13 protein-coding genes and 1 pseudogene are annotated in these 14,749 nt (G+C 62.4%); 3 read left to right on the plus strand and 11 right to left on the minus strand.

The genetic code is table 11. The features are described from left to right. Positions 1-158: 158 nt before the first annotated feature. Together C2I35_RS16560 and C2I35_RS16565 are read left to right on the plus strand one after the other, a co-directional pair. The gene (locus C2I35_RS16560; RefSeq protein WP_103764167.1) at positions 159-1,970 is read left to right on the plus strand and encodes an ABC transporter ATP-binding protein; all 1,812 of its coding nucleotides are present in this window, start codon (positions 159-161) and stop codon (positions 1,968-1,970) included. 11 nt (positions 1,971-1,981) lie between these two features. After that, positions 1,982-3,142 (plus strand): M20 aminoacylase family protein, encoded by a 1,161-nt coding sequence (locus C2I35_RS16565; protein ID WP_103764168.1) that lies wholly within the window; start codon positions 1,982-1,984, stop codon positions 3,140-3,142. 5 nt (positions 3,143-3,147) lie between these two features. On the opposite strand, the gene C2I35_RS16570 is transcribed toward C2I35_RS16565, so the two are convergent. The 5 genes and pseudogenes from C2I35_RS16570 to infC all read right to left on the minus strand — a co-directional run bounded on the left by C2I35_RS16570 (position 3,148) and on the right by infC (position 8,006). After that, positions 3,148-3,462, minus strand: a complete 315-nt coding sequence (locus C2I35_RS16570) for a TraR/DksA family transcriptional regulator (RefSeq protein ID WP_103764277.1) — start codon at positions 3,460-3,462, stop codon at positions 3,148-3,150. A gap of 62 nt (positions 3,463-3,524) precedes the next feature. After that, a pseudogene (locus C2I35_RS16575) lies at positions 3,525-4,432 on the minus strand (ABC transporter permease). Further along, positions 4,425-5,432 (minus strand): ABC transporter permease, encoded by a 1,008-nt coding sequence (locus tag C2I35_RS16580; protein ID WP_103764169.1) that lies wholly within the window; start codon positions 5,430-5,432, stop codon positions 4,425-4,427. Before C2I35_RS16580 ends, C2I35_RS16575 begins: the two are co-directional and overlap by 8 nt. A gap of 42 nt (positions 5,433-5,474) precedes the next feature. Then, on the minus strand, positions 5,475-7,181 hold the full coding sequence (locus tag C2I35_RS16585) for a peptide ABC transporter substrate-binding protein (protein WP_103764170.1): 1,707 nt from the start codon (positions 7,179-7,181) through the stop codon (positions 5,475-5,477). A gap of 204 nt (positions 7,182-7,385) precedes the next feature. Continuing rightward, on the minus strand, positions 7,386-8,006 hold the full coding sequence (infC, locus tag C2I35_RS16590; protein ID WP_103764171.1) for a translation initiation factor IF-3: 621 nt from the start codon (positions 8,004-8,006) through the stop codon (positions 7,386-7,388). A 128-nt stretch (positions 8,007-8,134) separates the two neighbouring features. Here infC and C2I35_RS16595 point away from each other — a divergent pair, with 128 nt between their 5' ends. Next, on the plus strand, positions 8,135-9,088 hold the full coding sequence (locus C2I35_RS16595) for a hypothetical protein (protein WP_245890522.1): 954 nt from the start codon (positions 8,135-8,137) through the stop codon (positions 9,086-9,088). A gap of 76 nt (positions 9,089-9,164) precedes the next feature. Here the strand turns inward: C2I35_RS16595 and C2I35_RS16600 are convergent, their stop codons facing one another. The 6 genes from C2I35_RS16600 to cysG all read right to left on the minus strand — a co-directional run bounded on the left by C2I35_RS16600 (position 9,165) and on the right by cysG (position 14,606). After that, the gene (locus C2I35_RS16600) at positions 9,165-10,010 is read right to left on the minus strand and encodes a ferredoxin--NADP reductase (RefSeq protein ID WP_103764172.1); all 846 of its coding nucleotides are present in this window, start codon (positions 10,008-10,010) and stop codon (positions 9,165-9,167) included. A gap of 71 nt (positions 10,011-10,081) precedes the next feature. After that, positions 10,082-10,513, minus strand: a complete 432-nt coding sequence (locus tag C2I35_RS16605) for a DUF934 domain-containing protein (protein WP_103764173.1) — start codon at positions 10,511-10,513, stop codon at positions 10,082-10,084. Continuing rightward, on the minus strand, positions 10,510-11,256 hold the full coding sequence (locus tag C2I35_RS16610) for a phosphoadenylyl-sulfate reductase (RefSeq protein ID WP_103764174.1): 747 nt from the start codon (positions 11,254-11,256) through the stop codon (positions 10,510-10,512). Before C2I35_RS16610 ends, C2I35_RS16605 begins: the two co-directional genes overlap by 4 nt. Then, entirely contained in the window at positions 11,243-12,910 is a 1,668-nt protein-coding gene (locus tag C2I35_RS16615) for a nitrite/sulfite reductase (protein WP_103764175.1), read from the minus strand. The genes C2I35_RS16610 and C2I35_RS16615 overlap by 14 nt, the downstream gene beginning before the upstream one ends. Next, positions 12,910-13,212, minus strand: a complete 303-nt coding sequence (locus C2I35_RS16620) for a DUF2849 domain-containing protein (protein WP_103764176.1) — start codon at positions 13,210-13,212, stop codon at positions 12,910-12,912. The genes C2I35_RS16615 and C2I35_RS16620 overlap by 1 nt, the downstream gene beginning before the upstream one ends. Continuing rightward, entirely contained in the window at positions 13,212-14,606 is a 1,395-nt protein-coding gene (gene cysG, locus C2I35_RS16625; RefSeq protein WP_103764177.1) for a siroheme synthase CysG, read from the minus strand. The genes C2I35_RS16620 and cysG overlap by 1 nt, the downstream gene beginning before the upstream one ends. Positions 14,607-14,749 lie beyond the last annotated feature (143 nt).

Genomic DNA, 14,749 nt, shown 5'->3' on the forward strand with positions numbered 1-14,749 from the left:
CCACCACCGTCCGGTCCGTTCATTCGGGACGCCTGACAGGAACACCGTCGCGATACCGTAGCACATACCGACGCGATACCGACGCGGTTTTCAGCCACCGATTCGCCGTTAACCTTTGCCATTTGACCTCGCCGGACGCGGCGGGTTAACTCGGTTTCATGCGCGATATGCCCTTGGCCCGGATCGAAAACCTGCGCGTCTCGTTCCGCACCGACGCGGGCGATATCGACGCCGTGCGCGACGTCTCCTTTGAAATCGCACCTGGAGAAACCCTTGCAATCGTTGGAGAATCCGGCTCCGGCAAGTCCGTCACCTCGCTGGCCCTGATGCGCCTCGTCGGCTTCGACGGCGGACAGATCACCGACGGGCAAATGCTCTTCGACGCAGGGCAGGGTCCGGTCGACCTTGGAAAACTCACGCAAAATCAAATGCGTGACCTGCGTGGTGCCCGGATCGGCATGATCTTCCAGGAACCCTCCACGGCCCTCAACCCGGTTTTCACCATCGGTTTCCAGCTGGCCGAGGGCCTGCGCAAGCACCGCCGTCTTTCGCGCGCCGCCGCGCGGTCGAAGGCATTGGAATTGCTGCACGAAGTCCGGCTGTCCGAACCCGCCCGCCGTCTCACCCAATACCCCCATGAACTCTCGGGCGGCATGCGACAAAGGGTCATGATCGCCATGGCGCTGGCTTGCGAGCCGCGCCTGCTGATCGCCGACGAGCCCACCACCGCGCTCGACGTCACCACCCAGGCTGAAATCCTCGCCCTGATCGACCGCCTGCGCCACGACTTCGGCACCGCCGTTCTGTTCATCACCCACGACATGGGCGTCGTGGCCCAGGTGGCCGATCGCGTCGTGGTGCTCAAGGATGGCGAGAAGATCGAGGAAGGTACTGTTTCAAAAGTGTTTTCCGCGCCGTCCCATCCGTACACGCGGCACCTCCTTGCCGCTGTTCCGCGTCTTGGCGACATGCGTGGCAAGCCTGATCCCGAGCCATTCCCGCTCGACCCCGATAGCCCATCGAAACCGATCCCGGGGCAGGGCACCGAGCTTCTTCGGGTCGAGCACCTGAGCACCCGCTTTCCTGTCAGAGGCGGCCTGCTGCGCCGTACCATCGGACATGTTCACGCGGTCGAGGACGTGTCCTTTGCGATCAATGCGGGTCAAACTCTTGCACTTGTTGGTGAATCCGGTTGTGGCAAGTCCACCGTAGGCCGCTCGATTTTGCGGCTGGTGGAGCCGGACAGCGGGCGCATCATGCTGGACGGCCAAGACATCACGGCTTTTCAATCGGCTCAACTCCGTCGCATCCGGGCGCAGATGCAGATGATCTTTCAGGATCCTTACGGCAGCCTAAACCCCATGCTGCGCCTGGCCGAGCAGGTCGCCGAGCCCTTGCGAAACTTCACCAATGAAAACAAAGCGCAACGCACCGAACGCGTGGCGGCGCTCTTTGACCGTGTCGACCTGCCGCGCAGCTATCTCGACCGCTACCCGCACGAACTCTCGGGCGGACAGCGTCAACGGGTCGCCATCGCCCGCGCGCTTGCGCTTAACCCGAAATTAATCGTCGCCGATGAAGCTGTTTCGGCGCTGGATGTCAGCGTCCAGGCGCAGGTTCTGAACCTGTTGATGGAATTACAGGCCGACTTGGGGCTTTCGTACCTGTTCATCAGCCATGATATGGCGGTGGTCGAACGGGTCAGTCATCACGTCGCGGTCATGTTTGCCGGGCGCATCGTCGAACGCGGCCCCCGCGCCGCGGTGCTGGAAAACCCCCAGCACCCGTATACCCGCGCCCTCTTGCGTGCGGTGCCGGTCGCCGACCCTGCCCATAGGCACCGAATAAGTGATTTGAGTTTCAAACCGATCCCGTCCCCTATACACCCCAAGGGTCACGCGCCCGGTCCGTCGCTCTATCGCACCGTCGCGCCGGATCACGTCGTTCTGACCTCGGATTGTGGATACTGAAAGGACCGCCCATGCCCATCAAGAATCGCTTTGCAGAAATGCAGGATGAGATCACCGAGTGGCGCCGTGACATCCACGAAAACCCCGAGATTCTGTTCGATACCCACCGCACCAGCGCCCTGGTCGCCGAAAAACTGCAAAGCTTCGGCTGCGACGACGTGGTCACAGGGCTGGGCCGCACCGGCGTTGTGGCGGTCATCAAGGGGCACGAGGCAACGTCTGGCCGTACGATCGGCCTGCGCGCCGACATGGACGCGCTGCCCATTCACGAGGCGACGGGTCTCGACTATGCCTCGAAGACTCCGGGCGCCATGCATGCCTGCGGTCATGACGGGCACACCGCCATGCTGCTCGGCGCCGCCAAGTACCTTGCGGAGACGCGCAATTTCAACGGCACAGCCGTGATCATCTTCCAGCCCGCCGAAGAAGGCGGCGGCGGTGGCAAGGAAATGTGCGACGACGGGTTGATGGAGCGGTTCGGCATCCAGGAGGTCTACGGCATGCACAACTGGCCGGGGGTGGAGTCGGGTCAGTTCGCCATCCGTCCCGGCCCGTTCTTCGCCGCGACCGACAAGTTCGACATCGTCGTCGAAGGCAAGGGCGGCCACGCCGCCAAACCCCATGAAACCATCGATCCCACGGTCGTCACCGGCCATCTGGTGACTGCGCTGCAAACCATCGTCAGCCGCAACGCCGACCCGATCCAGCAGATCGTCGTGTCGGTGACCTCGATGGAAACCTCGTCGCACACCTTCAACGTCATTCCGTCGCGCGTCACGCTGATGGGCACAGTCAGAACGCTCAGCAATGAAACGCGAGAGCTGGCCGCGACCCGGATGAAGGGCATCTGCGACCATATCGGCGCGGCGTTCGGGGCCGAGATCTCGCTGGACTACGAATACAATTATCCGGTGATGGCCAACCATGATGAACAGACGGACTTTGCCGCTGAAGTGGCGAAATCCGTGTCAGGTCAATGTGATACAGCACCCCTGGTGATGGGCGGAGAGGACTTTGCCTTCATGCTCGAGGAACGCCCCGGCGCCTATATCCTCGTCGGCAACGGCGCCTCGGCCCCGGTGCACCACCCCGAGTACAACTTCAACGACGAGGTCATCCCGGCGGGGTGCAGTTGGTGGGCCGGGATCGTGGAACAGCGCATGCCGGTCTGACGCGGTCAGTCCGCGCAGGACGTGCAGAACGGGGTGTCCGGAAGAAATTCCAGCCGGGCCTCCGTGATAGGGTCGCCGCAAATGGTGCAGGTTCCGTAGGTGCCTGCTTCGATCCGCGCCAGCGCGGCGTCGATGCGCCGAACTTCGGCCAGCTCCGTCAGGCCGAGCGCTTCGAGCACCTCGTCGCCCTGCCGTTCCGACGCGCGGTCTTCCCAGTCCTTGGACGGCGCCTCATCCAGCGTATGCTCGACTTGGGTCATATGCGTGGTCAATGCCTTGCGCCTTTCGATCAGGGCGGTCTTCTGGTGAGCGAAATTCATGTCGGCCTCCTGTTGCTGCGCCGTCAGCCTATCAGGCCGGGCAGGGCGTTCCTTGATCGGGATCAAAGCGGCGCCGCGCGTCCGCGCAACTTGGGATCAAGCGCATCGCGGAGGCCGTCGCCCATGAAATTCACGCTCAGCACCGTGAGCGAGATCATCACGCCGGGCCAGAACACCCGCCAGGGAAACTCGGACAGATAGACAACCCCGTCGCTCAGCAAACGACCCCAGGTGGGAAAATCGGACGGGAAGCCAAGCCCTAGAAAGCTGAGCGCGCTTTCGGTGATGATGGCGTTGGCGATGCCCAGCGTGGCTGAAACGACGATCGGCGACAGGATGTTGGGCAGGATATGCCGCGTGATCTGGCGCAGTTGCGTGGTGCCCGAGGCGCGCGCGGCCAACACGAACTCGCGCTCCCGCACGCTCAGGACATCGCCGCGCACGATCCTGGCGACCGGCATCCAGCTTGTGACGCCAATGGCCGTCACGATCAGCAGGAAGATGCCCGTGTTGGTGCCGACGGCACTGCTCAGCGCCTCGCGGAACAGCATCATGATGACCAGCAGTAGTGGTAACAGGGGCAGGGACAGGAACAGGTCCGTCAGCCGCATGAGCGGCCCGTCGAGCCGTCTGAAGACCCCGGCCGCCACGCCGACAAGAGTACCAAGAAGGACCGACAGCACCATCGCCGTCAGTCCCACGGCAAGAGAAATGCGCCCGCCCGCCAGTACTGGGCAAGCAGGTCTCGGCCCAGTTGATCGGTGCCGAAGGGATGCGCCATGCTCGGTCCTGCGTTGAGCGACGAAAAGTCTGGCGTATCCGGCGGAACGCGCCACAGAAGCGGGCCAGCAAGCACGGCAAAAATGATGACTGCGAACAGGCCGGCGCCGAACACCGCGCCCTTGTGCCGCATGAACTGGCGCCACATGTCGCGCCAGGGACCGGAGGAAACGACGCGCCGCTCAGCCATAGCGGATCCTCGGGTCGAGCAGGCCGTAAAGCAGGTCTGCCAGCAGATTGGCCAGCACGATCAGCACCGCGAACAGGAAAGTGAGCGTATGCACAAGCGGTACGTCATTCGCCTTGATCGCGCTGATCAGCTGCGCCCCGATCCCGTTGATCGCAAAGACCTGTTCGGTGATGATCGCCCCGCCGAAAATAGCCGGTGCTCCCAGTGCAATCACGGTCACCACAGGGATCATCGAGTTGCGCAGGACATGCACCATCAAGACGACCCATTCGCTCATGCCCTTGGCCCGCGCCGTCCGTACGTAATCCTGCCCCAGGTTGTCCAGCACCGCCGATCGCATGTAGCGGCTTATCTGCGCCGTGGTTTGGACCGACAGTACCATCACCGGCAGGACCATCTGACGGACCTGATATGTGAAGCTTTCCCAGTCGGTGACACGATGCGTGGTCTCGTAGATGAATGGAAAGACGTCCAGTTGAACGGAGAACACGTATATCACCAATGGCCCGGTCAGGAACGGTGGCAGGGAGTAGCCCAGCATTGTCACCAGGGTTCCTGCGTTGTCGAACACCGAATACTGGCGGTAAGCCGAGTATATGCCGATGGGCAGAGCCATCAGTATCCCCACGACATAGGCCGTCCCGACCACCCAAAGCGTTTGGGGCAGGGCCTGCGCGATCTCGAACATCACTGGCGCACGGCTTTGCCAACTCAGAACGCGCGGCTTGTCGACAGCCATGGAGGTGCCGAAGATGTTGTCGATCAGCACCTGCGGCTCGACCCAGAAAATCTGCACCATCCAACGCCAGAACCGCACATGCAACGGCTCTCCAAGGCCGAGCGCCTCGCGCATCTGGGCCTTCACCTCGGGCGAAATCGTCTGCGGCAGGTTTCCCATCGGATCGCCGGGCGCGAGGTCCAGCAAAAGGAAAATGATCAGCGCTATCACGATCAGCAGCGGGATCGAAACCAGCAGTCGGCGCAGCGCGAATGTCAGCATTCCACCCGGTCCATTTACGCCACGCCTATCCCGGTTGCCGGATCATTCGGCCGATAGGCGGTGCCAGTCTGCCACGTTCCAAAGCTCGCTGTCCCATGTGTTAAGAACGACGCCACCAAGCGAATTGACATGCGCTGATACGCGACCGCGATGAACAAGCGGCAAGATAACGAAGTCCTGCACCAGCATGTCGTTCATGGCGCGGGCCAACTTCGCGCGCTCGTCACGACCGCCGGTCTCTCGCAGCTCGACCGACAGCGCGTCGAAAGCCTCGTTGCAGTAACGGGGCATGTTGGTGCCCTGCCACTGGTTCTCTGGTGTTGGGATGCGCTCACAGGTCCAACTGGCCATGTACGCCTCGGGATCTGTTCCATCGAACATCTGGGCGTACATTTGAACGTCGGCATAGAATTTCTGATAGGTGTACGGGCTGTTCGCGTCGCTACCGAAAAAGATGTTGCCGTCGATATTGCGCAACTCGGTTTCCACGCCCAACTGGGACCACCAGCTTTTGATCGCGGCCTGGAAGGTCTGTCTCACGGCGTTGGTGGAGGTCTGGAAGATCATGCGCAGCGGCACGCCGTCCTTGTCGCGGACACCGTCGCCATCGCTGTCGGTCCACCCGGCACTGTCCAGAAGTGCCTTGGCGCCTTCGATATCCTGCACCTTGCAGGCCTCGTTGGCGTCGGAGGCATAGACCTCGGGGGCGGGCAGGATGTTGCAGGTAACGCGCCCGGCCTCGCCATAGCCGATCTGTACCAGGATTGACCTGTCGATGGCCATGCTCAGCGCCTGACGCACCGCGATGTCGTCCAGGAACGGATGCGGATGTGCGAGGGTCGAGCGTTCTTCGCCAAGATCCGCATCGGGATTTGTCATGTTGATCACGATCCGTTCGACCAGCGTTCCGAAGGCCGATACCACCTCCCCATTGCCGGCCGCCTGCATGCCGTCCAGCACTTCGGGGGGCAATTGCAGGTTCCAGGCATAATCGTAATCCGCGGTTTCGAGCACGGCGCGAGCAGCATTTTCTGCCGTGCCGCCGCCTTTGATCAGGAGGCTGGCAAAGGCGGGCTTGGCGGGGTCGCGATAATTTGGATTGGCCGACATCTTGACCGTATCGCCGGTGCGGAACTCGTCCACCACGAAGGGACCGGTGCCGATGGGATAGAAGTTGGCATCGGTACAGGTCGGGGCCCGCTCGCCCAGGCAGTCAGCGAATTGGTCGGCCTGCAGGATGGGGGAGGAGGCGCCGACGAATGCGTCGTAGGGAAACGGCTTTGGCTCGTCAAATCGGACAACGACGGTGCGGTTGTCGGGCGTTTCGATATCGGTAATGCCCGCGAACTTGTCGACATGCGCACAGCCGCCGCCCTCGGCGGTGCAATAGGACCATGTGAACTTGACGTCTGCCGCAGTCACGGGCGTGCCATCGGACCATGTGAGGTCGTCGGAAAGACGCCAGGTGATCGACTTGAAGTCGTCGCTCACACCGCCGTTTTCGACCGTTGGGATCTCGTCCACCAGCCATGGCACCATATCGCCGGTCTCGTCGTATCGAGCCAGTGGTTCAAGAACGAGGCTGGCTGACTCGATATCCTTGATGCCGCCGGAAAGATAGGGGTTCAGGATCGACGGTGCTTGCCAGAAAATCAGGTTGACCTGGCCGTCGCTCGCCCGTTCGGCAAAGGCGCCCTGTGCGACAGTACAGGCAAGAAACCCTGCGACCACAAGCCGTCCACACTGCATCCCCAAGTCCCCTTTTGATCCGTATCACCACGCACGACGTCGGCTACTATGGCGTATCGTGAACCCTTGATTTTTGTGAGTGACGGGTTCCGGGCGGGTGATCCAAATGTCATCAGACCATCTGACCGCCAGAAAATCAAGCGATCAGACTGGCCCGGTCAGACCGCGCAAGCGGCTGACCCCGGCGGCACGAATTCTGACGGTCTACTTGGCTCCCGGGGCGATGATCATGATCATCTGGCGGCCTTCCATCTTCGGCATGTTCTCGACCTTGCCGATTTCCTTGATGTCCTCGGCCACCCGCTGCAACAGTTCGCGGCCCAGATCCTGGTGCGCCATTTCGCGACCGCGAAACCGCAGGGTAATCTTCACCTTGTCGCCATTCTCCAGAAAGCGGAACACGTTGCGCATCTTGACGTCGTAGTCATGCGTGTCGGTGTTGGGGCGGAACTTCACCTCCTTCACCTCGATGACCTTTTGCTTCTTGCGCGCCTCGGATTCCCGCTTTTGCTGTTCGTACTTGTATTTGCCATAGTCCATGATCTTGCAGACCGGCGGGTTGGCGTTCGGCGAGATTTCCACCAGGTCCAGACCGGCCTCTTCTGCCATGCCCATGGCGCGTTCGGGCGTCACGACGCCGACGTTTTCACCTTCCGCGCCGATCAGGCGGATTTCCGGAACGCGGATCTTGTCGTTGATGCGGGGGCCGGTGTCGCGCGTCGGGGGCGCGTTGTGTGGTCTGCGAGCTATGGTTTTTGTCCTTCGATCGTTCAGCGAGTTTGAGGTCGCAAGGTAACCGCGCGTAGGGGGTGTTTCAAGCGGCAAAATCGGGGGTCAGAGCCTTGACCGGCGGTAATTTCCCCTTGCATGCACCGTTTTTACGCTTCATCTCGAAGCAACTGTGAGGCAGGCTGTGAAAGTCTTCAGAAACCTGCCAGTTGAGAGGAATACCAATGAGAAACATTTTGTGGCTGATCGTGGCCCTTGTCATCCTTGCCGGGGGCTACATGCTCTTCACCGGCAAGTCACCGCAGGAAGTCGTGGACGAGGTGTCCGAAACTGTTTCCTCGCCCGAGGAACTGGAAAGCGCCGCGGATGCCGCCGGCGAGGCAACCGAGAATGCCGTTCAGGAAACCGGCGAGGCCCTGGAGGCTGCTGGCGACGCAACGGCCGAGGCCGCCGAGGATGCCGGTGAGGCCGCGGAAGATGCCGTTGAAGCGACCGGGCAAGCCGCCGACGAAGCAGCGCAGGAGGCCGTGGAGGCGGCCGACGATGCGGCCAATTTCGCCGAAGAGACCGCTGCGGATGCAGCCGACACGGCCAGTGACGCCGCAGGTGCTGCTGCCGAAGCCGCGGCGGACGCAGCAGATGCGACCGCAGAGACAGCCGAGGAAGTGGCCGAGGAAACCACGCAAGCCGCTTCTGACGCGGCGGACGCGGCTGCCGATACGGCCAGCGATGCGGCGGATACAACCGAGGCTGCCGCCGAGGACGCGGTTGAGGAGACCGCGGATGCCGCGGGCGATGCCGCGACCGCAACTGAAGATGCGGCCGAAGATGCGGCACGCGCGACCGAAGAGGTGGCAGACGACGCTGCCGATACCGCCGACGCCGCAGCCGACGGCACCGAAGCCACAGCGGAAGAGGCTGCGACTGAAGCAGCGGAGGCAACGGACGAGGCCGTCAATTCGACTGAAGCGGCGGCATCCGAGGCTTCCGAGACCCCCATCACCGAGCTGCTGACACCCGAGGGGTTCGATTACGACAAGGTTACCGAGTACATCGACAACTCGGACCTCGGGACGGTGCAAAAAACGGGTCTGAAGTCGAGCCTGCAAGCCGCACGGGACAATCCCGATATGCTGGAAAGCGCGCTGGATGCCGTACGCGAGGCGCTGAACCTCTGATCGGATCGGACTTGCTGCAAAGACAAAACCCGCGCTGCGATCAGCGCGGGTTTCTTATTTGAGGCTCGAAAGAGGGTCAGTCGAGAAACGCTTTTTCGACCACGTATTCCTTGGGATCGGAATTGGCCCCCTCGCGCAGGCCGTATTCCTCGAGCATCTCCTTGATCTCGAGGTTGAAGGCCAGGTTGCCGCAGACCATCGCGCGGTCGATCTCGGGAGTAAGGGGCTCGACGTCCAGGTCCTCGAACACTTCGCCCTTGCGCATCAGGTCGGTGATCCGGCCCATCTTGGCGCTCTCTTCGCGGGTCGTCGTGGGATAGTAGCGCAGTTTCTCGTGAAAGCCTTCGCCGATCAACTCTTCCAGCAACTCGTCTTTGCGGATGCCGTCGATCATCTCCTTGCCATAGGTCAGTTCGCCCACCTCGCGGCAGGTGTGGGTGATGATGACCTCGTCGTAGTCGGTATAGGTCTGCGGGTCGCGCAGCAGCGAGGCGAAGGGCGCAAAGCCGGTGCCCGTTGCAAAAAGCCACAGCCGCTTGCCCGGCAGCAGCGCGTCATGCACCAGCGTGCCCACGGGTTTGGGGCGAAGGATAATCTCGTCTCCCGGTTCGATATGCTGCAGGCGGCTGGTCAGGGGCCCGTCCTGCACCTTGATCGAATAGAATTCCAGTTCGTCGTCCCATGACGGCGAGGCGATGGAATAAGCCCGCAGGAGCGGCTTTTCCTTGCCGGTCTTCTCGTCTTTCTGCATCAGCCCGATCATCACGAACTCGCCCGAGCGGAAGCGCAGGCTGGCAGGGCGGGTGGTGCGGAAGGAAAACAGCCGGTCGGTCCAGTGTTTGACCGCCGTCACTGTCTGGGCGTCGGGCAGGGTGGGGACTTTGACGGGTTTCGCTTCGGTCACGCTTACGGTCTCGTTCATCAGAAATCATCGTCCGGGGTCTTAATCCGGGCGTCTCCTCGTATACTTTGATTCAGGTCAGATTACAGGGGTCATTCGGCGGGAATCTTGCCGCGCCCGGTGCCGCGCAGACGGGCCTGGTAGTCATGCGCCTGCCAATTCGCCCGGAACAGCCACTGGTCCTCGGGCTGCCGTTCCGCCAGATCGTCGGAGATTTCCACCTCGTCGAAGCCGGACCTGCGTGCCATCGCATATTGATCGGCAATGACGTGGCCGCGGGCCCGCAGGCGTCCCTTGAAGCCCATCAGTCGCAACTGGCGCGCGATGGTAAAGCCGCGCCCGTCGGAAAAGCTGGGAAAATCGACACGGATCATCGGGATGTCCGAAATCCGCCCGGCCAGCTCGTTCGGGTCGTTGCTGGACGCAAGATCGATGGCGCAGCCCGGATGCGCGTCGTTCAGCGCGGCGATGGGGCCGTCCCAATCGTCGTTTGCAAAGCCTTGATCGGTCACGATAACGCTCATGCCGTTTCTCCTGTTCTGACGGGTTTTCCGTTGACGAAATGAATGCCGCATTCGGACTTGTCGGTTCCGCGCCAGCGGCCCGCGCGGGAATCTTCACCGGCCGCCACGCGGCTGGTGCAGGGCTGGCAGCCGATCGAGGGGTAGCCCTGTGCCACCAGCGGGTGACGGGGCAGGCGGTTTTCTTCCATGTAGGTCTGCACGTCCTGACGCGTCCAATGCGCCAGCGGGTTGACCTTCATCCGGCCTGTGGCCTCTTCGGTCTCGAAAAAGTCAAGCGCAGCCCGGTCGCCGCCGTGATAGCGTTTGCGGCCCGTGATCCAGCCATCAAAACCTTGTAACGCGCGTTGAAGCGGCACGGTTTTGCGCAGTGTGCAGCAAGCATCGGTGTCGGACTGGTGCAGGTCTCTGTTGGGGTCCTGTTCGGCTACCGCGTCGGCGTTGGGGCGAATGATCCGCAGGTCCTTCAGGCCCAGTCGCTCGGCCAGATCCTGTTGGTAGACCAGGGTTTCGGCAAAGAGCATTTCGGTGTCGAGAAAGATCACCGGCGTGTCGCGCTTCAGCACAGAGATCATGTGCAGAAGCACCACGGATTCCGCGCCGAAACTTGACACGAGGGCCAGTTTTCCGGCGTCCGGGCTTGCTAGTGCATGGCTCAGAACGGCGGTCGCCGAATTCAGGCGATACCACTCGTTGAGGCCCGAGACGCGGGTCGGCAGGCTGGTGTCTATCTTACTCTGCAGCATAGGATTTCTCCTGCTCGTAGAGTGCGGTTTTGAACGGCGCCATGCCGACGCGGCGGTAGAATTCCAGGAACGTCTCGTCCCGGTCCTGCCTTTGATCGAGATAGGCCTCGACGATCCGCTCGATGGCCGGAATGATCTCGTCTGCCGAAAAGCCCGGTCCGGTACGGTCGCCGATGGTTGCGTTCTCGGTATGGTCGCCGCCCAGTGTGATCTGGTAGTTCTCGACGCCGGCACGGTCGAGGCCAAGGATGCCGATATGGCCTACGTGATGGTGACCGCAGGCATTGATGCAGCCCGAAATCTTGATCTTCAGTTCGCCGATATCATGCTCCAGCTTCAACTCGTCGAAGCGGGTTGCGATCTGCTGGGCGATCGGGATGGACCGCGCCGTGGCCAGCGCGCAATAGTCCATGCCCGGGCATGCGATGATGTCCGAGATCAGGCCGATATTCGCCGTGGCCAGACCGTGCTTTTTCAAAATGGCGTGCAGCGCGGGCAGGTTGGACTTGTGCACATGCGGCAGGATCACGTTCTGCTCGTGGCTGATGCGCAGTTCGTCATGGCCGTAGAATTCGGCAAGGTCGGCCATCACCCGCATCTGGTCCGCCGTGGCGTCGCCCGGCGTGGCGCCGTGGGCCTTGAGGCTGATCTGCACGATGGCGTATCCCGGCGCCTTGTGGGCGATGAGGTTGGTGTCGGCCCAGGACCGGAAGATCGGGTCGGTCTTGTACGTGGTCTCGAACACCTCGGTGCCGTCCTGCCGAAAGGCAGGCGGTGCGAAAGCGGTCTTGATGTCTTCGAAGAGGGCAACGTCGATGCCGCTGAACGCGGGGCGGATAACCTCGAACCGCTCCTGCACCCGGGCGCGGATGTCGTCGATGCCGTGTTCATGCACCGTGATCTTGATGCGCGACTTGTACTTGTTGTCGCGCCGTCCGAGCAGGTTCCAGACGCTGACCGTGGCCTCGACATAGGGCAGCAGGTCTTCCTGGCTGACGAAATCCGACAGTACCTTGCCGATCATCGGCGTCCGGCCAAGGCCACCGCCGACGAGAACGCGATAGCCGATCTCGCCATCACGCTCGACGATCTGCAGGCCGATGTCGTGCGCCTTGATCACAGCGCGGTCGTTCGGGCTGCCGGTGACGGCAATCTTGAACTTGCGCGGCAGGAACTGGAATTCCGGGTGATCGGTGGTCCATTGCCGCAGCAGTTCCGCCACCGGGCGCGGATCGGCAATCTCGTCCTCGGCGGCGCCCGCGAAATGATCGGCCGTCACGTTGCGGATGGTGTTTCCGCTCGTCTGGATGGCGTGCATCTCGACCTCGGCCAGCGCATCGAGGATTTCCGGCACATCGCGCAGTTCCGGCCAGTTGAACTGGATGTTCTGGCGGGTGGTGAAATGGCCATAGCCCTTGTCCCACGTCTCGGCGATATGGGCGAGCTGGCGCATCTGGGCCGCGTTGAGCGTGCCATACGGGATCGCCACGCGCAGCATGTAGGCGTGCAGTTGCAGGTAGAGGCCATTCAACAGGCGCAGCGGCTTGAACTCGTCCTCGGTGAGGTTGCCGGCGATGCGGCGCTCGACCTGGGCGCGGAACTGGTGGTTGCGCTCGGCCACGAAGGCGGCGTCAAATTCGGAATAGGAATACATCAGTTTACCTCGGCTTGTTTGCCATGGTGATAGTTGGACGGGCCAGTGCGGCGGAATTCCTCGCGGAAATGCGTCGGCTGGGGGCCGTCATCAGAGGGTTTCGCATCGGCCAGGTACGGCCCGACGACCAGTTCAGGCTGCCCTTCGGCCTGCGCCAGCCGCAGCTTGGCGAGCGCCTCGTCGCTGATCAGTTCAGCCTCGGAAAGATGCCGCGACCAGCGGTCATCGACAGTCTGGTAGACGACGTCGCCTTCCAGCAGGGCGTTGGCGGTGACGACCTTGGGGGTGAATTCTTTGGGCATCAGGCGAACTCCTGCGACGTAAGGGTCAGATTTGCCTCTGCGGCACGGGGCGCGAGGCCGATGAAGGTCAGGGCAGGGCCGGAAAGATCAGACGCTTCCAGGTCCTGCGCCATGCGGGCTACGGTGGTGGCGACGATGCGCTGTTCTGGGCGCGACGCATTCTCGACGATGCTGACGGGGGTGGCGCGGTCCGCGCCGTGCATCAGCAGGCGGCCCTGGATGAACCGGCTGGATTTTTTGCCCATGTAGATCGCGGCGACCTCGCCAGGTTGGGCGAGGGCGGTCCAGTCCTGCTCGGCATAACCTTTCATGTCGTGGCCAGTGACAAAGCGGACAGCGGCGTTGCGCTCGCGCTTGGTCAGGCTTTGACCGATGGCGGCCACTCCGGCAGATGCGGCGGTGATCCCTGGCACGATGTGCCAACCGACCCCGGCGGCGTTGACCGCGTCCACCTCTTCGTCAAGCCGGCCAAAGACGGTCGGATCGCCACCTTTCAGGCGCACGACCTGCGCACCGGTGGCGGCGTGTTCGACGATCAGCGCGTTGATAACCTCCTGCGACATCGCGGGACCGAAACCGGTCTTGCCCGCGTCGATCAGTGTCGCCTCGCGGCGGGCCAGCTCAAGTATCTCGGGCGTAACCAGGCGATCGTGGATGACCACATCGGCGGCGTCGAGCGCCTTGCGGGCCTTGAGTGTCAACAGTTCGGGGTCGCCGGGGCCCGCGCCGACGAAGGCCACGTGGCCTTGGCGTTCTTCGGCGTTCACATGGCTGTCCAGAAGCTCGGGAAGAATCTCGTTGACGGCCTCTTCGCCGCCTTCATCCATCGCGCGCGGGCCGGCTCCGAAATAGTACTCCGACCAGAAATCACGGCGCTTGCGGCCCATGGGCAGCACCTCGACCGCCTTGCGGAACGCTTTGCCAATGCGGGCGAGGGTGCCCAGCGTGGCGGGCAGGCGTTCTTCCAGATCGGCCTTGATCGCGCGGGCCAGAACAGGGGCCGCGCCCTCGGTACCAATCGCGACAGTCACCGGGTCACGATCGACGATGGCCGGCGTGATGAAGGCACTGTCCTGAAGGTTGTCGACGATGTTCACCAGAGCGCCGTCCGCGCGAGCGATGGCGGAGGTGCGCGCGTCCTCGGCCTCGTCCTCGTCCGCGGCATAGAACAGCACGGCACAGGTCGTATCGCCCGGTTCCATCGCGCGGCGCACGAGGCGCAGCTTGCCGGCGGTATGCCAGTCCTCGATCTCTTTCGCCGGCGCTGGTGCGAAGACCGTCAGTTGCGCTTCGGTTTTCAGAAGCAGGCGCAGCTTGGCGAGTGCGGCGTCGCCACCGCCCGAAAGCACCACGCGGCGCCCTTCCAGTGCGACGAAGATGGGAAAATGTTTCACGGCGGCTTGCCTCCGGCTGCGATTGACTTGTGTAATAATATAGAAAATATTCCCGGTATTGCGCCACCTGACGGCGTGAATAAGGACGCTTGTTCCAATTTGCTTTCGCTGAGTTGGGAATGTCCCGGGAAAAGGAAAAATAG

It is taken from the genome of Roseovarius confluentis, from assembly GCF_002917925.1.
Lineage (GTDB): Bacteria > Pseudomonadota > Alphaproteobacteria > Rhodobacterales > Rhodobacteraceae > Roseovarius > Roseovarius confluentis.

Excerpts from the sequence above, each read along its gene's own strand:
- C2I35_RS16560 (WP_103764167.1), top strand. The coding sequence starts at position 159 with ATGCGCGATATGCCCTTGGCCCGGATCGAAAACCTGCGCGTCTCGTTC.
- C2I35_RS16565 (WP_103764168.1), top strand. The coding sequence starts at position 1,982 with ATGCCCATCAAGAATCGCTTTGCAGAAATGCAGGATGAGATCACCGAG.
- C2I35_RS16570 (WP_103764277.1), bottom strand. The coding sequence starts at position 3,462 with ATGAATTTCGCTCACCAGAAGACCGCCCTGATCGAAAGGCGCAAGGCA.
- C2I35_RS16580 (WP_103764169.1), bottom strand. The coding sequence starts at position 5,432 with ATGCTGACATTCGCGCTGCGCCGACTGCTGGTTTCGATCCCGCTGCTG.
- C2I35_RS16585 (WP_103764170.1), bottom strand. The coding sequence starts at position 7,181 with ATGCAGTGTGGACGGCTTGTGGTCGCAGGGTTTCTTGCCTGTACTGTC.
- C2I35_RS16595 (WP_245890522.1), top strand. The coding sequence starts at position 8,135 with ATGAGAAACATTTTGTGGCTGATCGTGGCCCTTGTCATCCTTGCCGGG.
- C2I35_RS16600 (WP_103764172.1), bottom strand. The coding sequence starts at position 10,010 with ATGAACGAGACCGTAAGCGTGACCGAAGCGAAACCCGTCAAAGTCCCC.
- C2I35_RS16605 (WP_103764173.1), bottom strand. The coding sequence starts at position 10,513 with ATGAGCGTTATCGTGACCGATCAAGGCTTTGCAAACGACGATTGGGAC.
- C2I35_RS16610 (WP_103764174.1), bottom strand. The coding sequence starts at position 11,256 with ATGCTGCAGAGTAAGATAGACACCAGCCTGCCGACCCGCGTCTCGGGC.
- C2I35_RS16615 (WP_103764175.1), bottom strand. The coding sequence starts at position 12,910 with ATGTATTCCTATTCCGAATTTGACGCCGCCTTCGTGGCCGAGCGCAAC.
- C2I35_RS16620 (WP_103764176.1), bottom strand. The coding sequence starts at position 13,212 with ATGCCCAAAGAATTCACCCCCAAGGTCGTCACCGCCAACGCCCTGCTG.